Origin of the sequence: Staphylococcus sp. KUGN1, from assembly GCF_045984185.1 — a bacterium.
Classification (GTDB): Bacteria; Bacillota; Bacilli; order Staphylococcales; family Staphylococcaceae; genus Staphylococcus; species Staphylococcus warneri_A.
This window is the reverse complement of record NZ_JBJQIL010000028.1, coordinates 1-295: the sequence shown is the minus strand read 5'-3', so window position 1 is coordinate 295 and position 295 is coordinate 1. Positions and strand designations below refer to the sequence as shown.

Below are 295 nucleotides of genomic sequence, written 5' to 3'. Positions count from 1 at the left end.
CTTGCGCTTACTGACGTTGAATCACTTGCGCTTACTGATGTTGAATCAGATGCACTTGTTGACGCTGAGTCAGACGCGCTTACTGATGTTGAATCACTTGCGCTTACTGATGTTGAATCAGATGCACTTGTTGACGCTGAGTCAGACGCGCTTACTGAGTTTGAGTCGCTTGCGCTTACTGACGTTGAATCAGATGCGCTTACTGATGTTGAATCAGATGCACTTGTTGACGCTGAGTCAGACGCGCTTACTGATGTTGAATCACTTGCGCTTACTGATGTTGAATCAGATGCAC

Annotated in this window: 1 pseudogene; it reads left to right on the top strand. The window is 46.4% G+C overall.

The window, feature by feature from the left end:
- Positions 1 to 295 (top strand): annotated as a pseudogene (locus ACJQQZ_RS12575) (hypothetical protein); the annotation flags it as partial.